7 protein-coding genes are annotated in these 6,309 nt (G+C 50.2%); 2 read left to right on the forward strand and 5 right to left on the reverse strand.

What is annotated here, in order from left to right:
- Window positions 1-360: hypothetical protein (locus ACEW8P_RS04835; RefSeq protein ID WP_373511973.1), on the forward strand; the 360-nt coding region annotated here is incomplete at its 5' end.
- A 101-nt stretch (window positions 361-461) separates the two neighbouring features.
- Complete coding sequence (locus ACEW8P_RS04840) at window positions 462-824, forward strand: hypothetical protein (protein WP_373511974.1); 363 nt, start codon at window positions 462-464, stop codon at window positions 822-824.
- A 44-nt stretch (window positions 825-868) separates the two neighbouring features.
- Here ACEW8P_RS04840 and cysM read toward each other — a convergent pair whose 3' ends face one another.
- From cysM to ACEW8P_RS04865, 5 genes are all read right to left on the reverse strand, one after another.
- A complete protein-coding gene (gene cysM / locus ACEW8P_RS04845) occupies window positions 869-1,741 on the reverse strand; it encodes a cysteine synthase CysM (protein WP_373511975.1) in 873 nt (290 codons plus the stop codon).
- Window positions 1,742-1,801: 60 nt separating this feature from the next.
- Complete coding sequence (locus ACEW8P_RS04850) at window positions 1,802-2,764, reverse strand: mechanosensitive ion channel family protein (protein ID WP_373511976.1); 963 nt, start codon at window positions 2,762-2,764, stop codon at window positions 1,802-1,804.
- A gap of 129 nt (window positions 2,765-2,893) precedes the next feature.
- Complete coding sequence (locus tag ACEW8P_RS04855) at window positions 2,894-4,093, reverse strand: alpha/beta hydrolase family protein (protein ID WP_373511977.1); 1,200 nt, start codon at window positions 4,091-4,093, stop codon at window positions 2,894-2,896.
- A gap of 73 nt (window positions 4,094-4,166) precedes the next feature.
- Window positions 4,167-4,889, reverse strand: coding sequence for an alpha/beta fold hydrolase (locus ACEW8P_RS04860; RefSeq protein WP_373511978.1), 723 nt, complete (start codon window positions 4,887-4,889; stop codon window positions 4,167-4,169).
- 147 nt (window positions 4,890-5,036) lie between these two features.
- Window positions 5,037-6,309, reverse strand: a 1,273-nt coding sequence (locus tag ACEW8P_RS04865; protein ID WP_373511979.1) for an AMP-binding protein, incomplete at its 5' end; no start/stop codon positions are given.

The raw sequence follows: 6,309 nt of genomic DNA on the forward strand, positions 1-6,309 counted from the left end.
TATCAGGAATTCACCACGACTATCGACCTCATCAAATTCCCCGGTGGGGTTCCCCGGTTTACCATCGAGCGCAAGGACTTGGTCGACATCTTGATCGACCCTTCGCTTCGTAAGGACATAGACTACATCCACTACGAGAATTTTTCCCGCAAATTTGTGGTGAAAGTCGAGGACACCCACGCAATGGACAAATTCATGAACCCTGACCTGGAGCGCCTGATCGAGGCCAGTAGCATTCAGCATTTGGAAAGTAACGGCGAGTCGATCATAATTTTCAACGACGAACTGAAGAAAGCCAAGCGGCGAGAGTTTGAGCAGTTGATTGATTTCTCGCAGAAGCTGATGCAGTTGATTAAGTAGCGTTCAAAGGAAGGCCTTCTGATTATTCTGAAATTATCTTTATATTTAAAAACAAATATAAAATCACTATGTTTGTATTATAAATCAAACATAGGATAAATATGAAAATTGCAGTAGAAAAAGGTCAGGAGAAGCCGCTGTTGGCCGACGGTAGGCAGCAAGTAACGATCACCGATATCGAGGAAGGTAGCAGCGAGTACAAGGGAATTCCCTTTTTTGCCGTGCGCTTCGAGAATGATGAAGGTTACGTGTCACATCGCTTTTATCAGTCAGAAGCCGGGATGCCCGCTATCATTGGTCTATTCGAAGAAGTAGGAATCGACGCCAAAGCAGGAAAGGAGTTGGATACAAAGCAACTCATGGGCAAGGAACTCACCATTGAAGTAGGAGAGCGCTCCTACACCGATCCCGAAACCCAGAGCGAGCGGACGCTCAAGCAAGCCGTTAACTTTCTCGTCAGTTAATGGGGAGTATACTAGGGGCGAACCTACGGGTTTACGGTTTGCCCCTACATAAATAAATCGCTGGATAAATAGCGATCACCGCGATCACAAACGATGGTCACAATAACGCCGGAATCCAGTTCTTGTGCCAATTGTACGGCGGCCCAAGCAGCCCCACCACTGCTCATGCCCGCAAAGACCCCTTCTTCCCGCGCCAGGCGGCGCGTCATTTCGGTAGCATTCTCGACCGAAATCTCGATCACGTGATCCACGCGTTCGGGTTCGAATATTTTGGGCAAATATTCCTGCGGCCACTTTCTGATGCCGGGAATGCTGGCTCCATCCGTCGGCTGGCAGCCTACGATCTGTACGTCAGGATTCTGCTCTTTCAAGTAGCGCGAAGTACCCATGATAGTACCCGTGGTACCCATCGACGATACGAAATGCGTGATCTTCTGCTGCGTGTCGCGCCAGACTTCCGGTCCGGTAGTGCGGTAGTGCGCCTTCCAGTTGTCAGGGTTGGCAAATTGATTGAGCATGAAGTACCCTGGTTCCTTCGACTTAGTGTCGGCGTAGTCGCGGGCGCTCTCGATACCGTCGGTTAGGGTTACTTTGGCTCCAAAGGCCTCCATCGTCAGTATTCGCTCGCGGGTAGATTTTTCGGGCATGACCAGCTCGATATCAATGCCGTAAGTACTGGCAATCATCGCTAACGCAATGCCCGTGTTGCCGCTCGTTGCCTCAATAAGGCGAGTGTTTTTATCAATTTCTCCCCGATCCAGCGCCCCCTTTATCATGCTGAACGCCGCTCGATCCTTCACACTACTACCTGGATTGTTCCCTTCCAACTTGCCATAAATCGTAACGTTGGGATTGGGATTGATGCGTCTGAGTTCTACAAGCGGCGTGTTGCCCACAAGGTCGAGGATGGAAGACATTCTGTTATTTGTTTATATATTCGTTTATTTGAGGAATTCACTGTCGGAGAATCATCGCCTCTATTCCTTTCCTCCCTCTTTCAATCTGTCCGCAAAATCATCCCACCCTTTCTTTAAATTAAGGTCGTACTGGTTAAACGGAATTTCGATTTTTTCTTCCCGGAATTTTTCAAAAATCACAAAGCGTACTTCGCTCTTGATATACTCGATGCGCCAGGCGCTGTACGTCCAGAAAAGTAATTCGTAGATGACGCCAGAATTACCGAAATCGCTAATTCTGACAGTAGGGGAGGGGTTTTTGGCAATTTCTGAATGTTCCTTCACAGCATCAAGCATTACGGTCTCTACGTGGCGTGGGTCGTTGCGGTAGGCTACCCCCACTGTAATAATGAACCGCGTCAACGAACGGTTGTGTGACCAGTTGATGATATTGTTATTGATGAACTTGGAGTTGGGGACGATGATGCCAATGGCGTCACGCGTCTCGACCTTGGAAGTGCGCAGCCCCACTTCTGATACCCGCCCCACCAGCCCGTTGTCCAACTCGACGATGTCGCCAATATTGATGCTACCCTCGAAGAGCAGGATCAGGCCCGAAACCAAATCATTGAAGGTCTGCTGTAAGCCTAGCCCGATGCCCACCAAAAGTGCCGCCGAACCCGCCAGGAGTGGCGTGAGAGACACATCGGCAATCCCCAGCGAAAGGTAGATGACGATGACGTAGATGAGGTACTTTATCAACTGGATGACCGCTTCCTGTCGGCCCTTGTCCACCTGCTTGCGGCGGAAAAAACCTCGCCGTAGCAAGTTGGATATACCCCATATCAGCAGCCTGGCCATGGCCAGTAGCATGACAATCAGAAGTACGTCAAAGACGGTTACCTTATAGCTTTGGATTTTCAGTAGTTCAAAATCCAAAAATTGCCGAACCCCGCGTGGGAGACCTCTGCTTATTTTTTCTGCCCCCTTCTCAATGGCGGGCTTGGTCTGCCACAGAATTAATACCAATAATGACCCGAGCATTTTCTAATCTGTTTTCCCTGTGTGTCTGCTGCGACTCTCAGCCTTTTTAGAACAAGCAAAAAAGTCACCCCACCGTTTTCCGTTTGGACTGGAAAGCAGTGAGGTGAAATGTAAGCAAATAATTTTGGATTAGGGCGTGGACGTGAAAAATGTCAGCGTGCCCAGTAGGTAGGTTTGCAGCGAACTACCATGGTTGCCGCCCTTCACTTCTATCAAATCCACGTTGTTGGCACCGCGCTTGCGCATGGCGTTAAAAGCATTTTCTGAATTGAAGTAAAACACCAATTGGTCAGCGTTGCCGTGGTAAAGTTGTGTGGGTGTTTTGGGTTTCCAGTCGTAAACATTGTTATCAGCCACAGCGTCGAGAAACGCCTTGTCAGTACCGTCATTGACGCCTTTGATGAAGGCATCGGTGAAAATTGTGTTGAATGATACGTCGAGGTTGGCATCCAGACCATTTTTATCAATTTGGCTGGCGTATGGTTCTTTAAAGTAGGCCGATTTGGGACGGTTCAGACCATAGATGCGGTCATAGGTTAGCGTCACCCACAAGTAAGAGCGGTTGTAGCCCGCAATACCGTGCGTTTTGGTGTTGACTAAGTACTTCATAAAGGCCGTCTTGTCGTAAGCTCCCGCTCCCAGGCTGGAAGCCCGCAGGTCGAACTCAGACGAAGCCTCTTCTTCGAGCTTTTTCTGTAACGACATAGAGGCAAAACCGCCTTCAGAATAGCCCGCGATGTATAGTTTGTTGTTCCATTTTACCGCAGTTTGCTCTTTCAAAAATTCCTTCGACGCCCGCAACATATCCAGCGAAGCCGACGCCAGGCTGGCGCGGTGTTCGTAAGGGTGGGGCAGGTCTTTGGAAGCGCCGTAGCCGATGTAGTCAGGGGCCGAGATGATGTAGCCCAGCGAGCTGAACAGGGAATTGAGCGAAGCGTCGGCTCCATTGTTGAAGTTGGAAGGTGCCTGGTCATCACTGGTGATGGTGCCGTGCTGGACGCTTACCATCGAAACGGGTTGGTCGGTGTCGGGCAGGATCAAGGCCCCGGAGGCAGTGATTTCCTTCCCGTCGGTGTTTTTGGTTTTGTAAGTAAGGCGGTAGCCTTTGATGCCATTTCTCAGAAAGTTTGAAATCAGGGGATCGAAACCTATCAGTTGTTTGGCGATTTCTGATTTGGAAAGTTCGACGGCGGTAGTACTACCGACTAAGTACTGGTTTTGTGGCTCGGCGGGCGGATCAGTGCGGTCGCAGGAAGAAAGAAATAGGAAGCCGAAGGCAAGCAAAATCCAGGCTTGACGCAGCGGCAGAATATTAGAACGAATCTTCATTGAGTAATAGGTAAAGTTTAAAGTGCAGTCTAGTAAACGCAAAGCAAAGGGCTTTCGTTGCGCGACGCCTCATTCAAACTTCCTGCCCAACGTACCAGCGGAGGATGCGTGCGGAGGCTTCCGGTCGTTCGATCATTCCCAAATGGCCTGCGTCGGCCAACACGAAGGGGTAGATCATTTTGGGGAACCGTGCCTGCTCCATTACCTTCTCAAATGGAACGACTTGGTCGTCCATGCCGACGATAAAAATCATTGAGAAAGGTAGTTCAGCCAGCACATGGGTACGGTCGGGGCGGTCACGCATGGCTTCCATGCCTACGGCGAGAGCTTCGGCGGGTAGTTTACCATAACGCTCTGTGTATTTTTGTACTTTTTCCGGATGGGTATCTTTGTAGTGTTGGCCGAAAAGATTGGACGCGGTTTTCTGTAAGAAGGCATCGGTACCGTGGGTGCGTAACAGCTCGGCCATTTGATTGCGCTGTTCCTTTTTGGTGTCATCATCGGCCAGGGCCGACGAATGAAAAAGTCCAAAGCCTTCCAGCATCCCGGGATACTTTTCAGCAAAAGCCAGGCTGATATACCCGCCCATCGAATGGCCGATAAGCGTAAATTTATCAATCTGTGAAGCCGTTAGCAGACGGTGTAGTTCGTCGGCGTAGGCTTCCATCGTACGGCATCCAGTCAGCAGCGAGACATTGGGCCTAACTATGGTAAAATCACCGTCCAGCAGCGGGACTATTTCATCCCAAAGCGTGTCGTCCATGCCATGGCCATGAAGGAGTACGAGCGTTTTCATAGGGTTGCTGAATTGTTGATTTGTTGAATCGTGTAATTGTTGAATTGGTTAATTGTATGAATATTAATGAGATTACCTCTTTTCCTTACCAAAATTTTTTGACAAATAACAGTTATACCTCAATTCGACAATTACACGATTCAACGATTACACAACTTTTTTCTCTTCATCCCTCAACGCCCTCCGCAAGATTTTGCCGACGTTCGTCTTTGGTAGTTCGTCGCGGAACTCGATGAACTTCGGGCACTTGTAGGCGGTCAGGTTTTCGCGGCAGTAGGCTTGTACCTTAGCTTCGGTTAGATCGGGGTCTTTTTTTACGACGAAAATCTTGACCGCCTCACCCGAACGCTCGTGGGGAACGCCCACGCAGGCTACTTCCAGCACGCCGGGACACTGCGCCACCACGTCCTCAATTTCGTTGGGATATACGTTGAAGCCAGAAACCAGGATCATATCCTTTTTGCGATCCACAATTTTGAAATAGCCGTCGGGACTGCGCACGCCGATGTCGCCCGTCTTGAACCAGCGGCCGCTTTCATCTTCGTAAAACGTCTTGGCCGTCTCCTCGGGACGGTTGTAGTAGCCGGGCATTACCTGCGGTCCCTGGGCACAAATCTCACCCGGTTCGTCGTCGGCGGCCCATTGGCCTTCCTCGTTCATGATCCTGATTTGCGTGCTGGGCCAGGGAATGCCAATGGTGCCGATGCGGTTTTCGCCCACCAGCGGATTGGACGTCAGCACGGGAGAGGTTTCGGACAGGCCGTAGCCCTCGGCGGGCAGGCAACCCGTTTCCTTGTGCCAGCGCTCGGCCACTACTTTTTGTAGTGCCATGCCCCCGGCAGAAGTGACCTTCAACTCGCTGAAATCTACCTCGCCGAAGCGGGAATTATTGAGCAATCCGTTGTAAAGTGTATTCAGGCCCGTGAAAATCGTGACTTTGTATTTTTTCAAATCGTCGATGAAGGAGTTCATGTCCCGCGGATTGGTAATGAGCAGGTTCATCGCCCCACTTTTCAGCGCGGTCAAAGCATTGACCGTAAGAGCATAAACATGGTACAGCGGCAGGGCGGCCACAATCACCTGATTGCTGGCGTCTCCCAGCAAAGGTTTTAGCCACTCCGTGTTAGCCTCCACGTTGGAAATGAGGTTGCGATGCGTAAGCATAGCACCTTTGGATACGCCGGTCGTGCCACCCGTGTACTGAATGAAGGCCAAATCCTGACTTTTGACCTCGGGCTTCTTGTAGGTGGCTGACGCCCCGGTGGATAGTGCTTTATTGAAATCAACTGCCCCCGGCAAACTGTAAGAAGGCACCATCTTCTTGATGTACTTTACCACCAGATTTACAATGAGTTTTTTGGGAAAGCCCAGCATATCGCCAATTTGGGTCACGATGACATGCTTAATGTCGGTCTCGGCA

The sequence above is a fragment of the Persicitalea sp. genome, assembly GCF_041751555.1.
Classification (GTDB): domain Bacteria; phylum Bacteroidota; class Bacteroidia; order Cytophagales; family Spirosomataceae; genus Persicitalea.